Below are 1,415 nucleotides of genomic sequence, written 5' to 3' on the forward strand. Positions count from 1 at the left end.
CGTAATGCTGTTCACTTAAGTGGTGCAGCCTTACGGTCCACCGGATAGCGGGTCTTGGAAATCTTCACCGTCCTCGGCGTCGTCGGCCGAGGACGGTGTTCCAGGAAGAGACTGGCTACCCCCGATCGCAGCTGAGATAACCGTCTGCCGGTAGCAGAGGCCGGCTGTGCTGCGGCCATGACGATCAGCTGTGCCGCGATGTAGTGGCAGGCGGGTTTGAAGCGTATTTCCGAGGGCGCGCGGCCGTAGGCAACGGCCGCCTGGCTCGCCTCGCGGCGGATGATGTTGTACGCCAGCAACAGGCCCCAGACTTCCTGGTACACCAGCTCGATGGTCTTGCTGCGCAGGGTCACCGCATTGCGCTGCATCGAGCTTTTAATATCCCGAAAGCCCAGTTCGATTTCCCAACGCTCCTGATAAAGCTCGGCTACGGCCTTTGTGTTGTACGTTCCTGCCGGCAACGAGGTCAGCACCGTTTTCAGCTTGCCCCGATGCTCGTAGCTCACTTCACGCACCCGCCAGTGCGTGGGCAGCGCGGGGTTCTTCTTTCGCGCCTGCGGGGAAACGCGCATTTCCAGCAGTCGATCATGCGCGTTGTAGCGCTCCACCTCTTCGGCTACCAGAGTGCTGCGCGAGGGCGTGAGCCAATGCCGTTCACTGCCAGCACCGGCCAAGCTCAACAGCAGGTCCGCGCCCCAGAAACCCTTGTCCAGCAAGGTGATTGAGCGATCTGGAATGTTCTCAAGAAAGTGCTCGGCCAGACGCATCTCGCCCCGACGATAGGGGCTGATCTGGGCGTCGAGCATGACATGCGAACGCACGTTCATCAGCGCAACCAGCCGCATCAGCGGATAGGGCGTTTGGCGCTCGGTCCCTGTGTTGCCGGAGCCAAAGTGTTCGCGCAGTTCCGGCGTATCTGCAGTACGCAGCAGAGCGCCGTCTACAGCCAGTACCTGCAGCCCCTGCCAATCATCGTCGGGATAGCGCTCGGTTCCCCAATGCTGCCCACATTTGCGGAAAAGGCCCTCCACCGGATCAGCTCCCAGCCGCGTGCGCGCTTGGCTGATGCCGCTGCGCGCAGGCAGGTCCAGCGAGGCAAGACCTTGGGCACAGATGTTCAGCCGCCTGGCAACCTCATGCACCGGCTCATCGCGGAACAGAGCCATACCCAATACCAGCCACAGCACCTGATCGCTGGGCAGCCTGCGCCTGCGGATCGTGGCCTGCGCCGACAGTTCCAGCGCACTGGATACCCACTCGACCGGGATGTTCTGGGTGAAGGTGCTCAGGTCGGAGAAATTGAACAGGTCACCAAGGTCGAGCAATTGCTGTTGGACGGCCACAAAAAATCCGATGCCAGAAGACTGGCATCGGATTCTGATTGGCCCGGCTGCTTAAGTGAACAGCATTACGGC

The 1,415-nt window shown here is 61.2% G+C and carries 1 protein-coding gene; it reads right to left on the minus strand.

Annotated elements, in window-relative coordinates; genetic code table 11:
* Nucleotides 1–11: 11 nt before the first annotated feature.
* Nucleotides 12–1,343, minus strand: a complete 1,332-nt coding sequence (locus FJU31_RS19200) for an IS4 family transposase (RefSeq protein WP_150456154.1) — start codon at nucleotides 1,341–1,343, stop codon at nucleotides 12–14.
* Between the last annotated feature and the right edge of the window lie 72 nt (nucleotides 1,344–1,415).

Origin of the sequence: Stenotrophomonas cyclobalanopsidis (genome assembly GCF_008710035.1) — a bacterium.
GTDB lineage: Bacteria > Pseudomonadota > Gammaproteobacteria > Xanthomonadales > Xanthomonadaceae > Stenotrophomonas > Stenotrophomonas cyclobalanopsidis.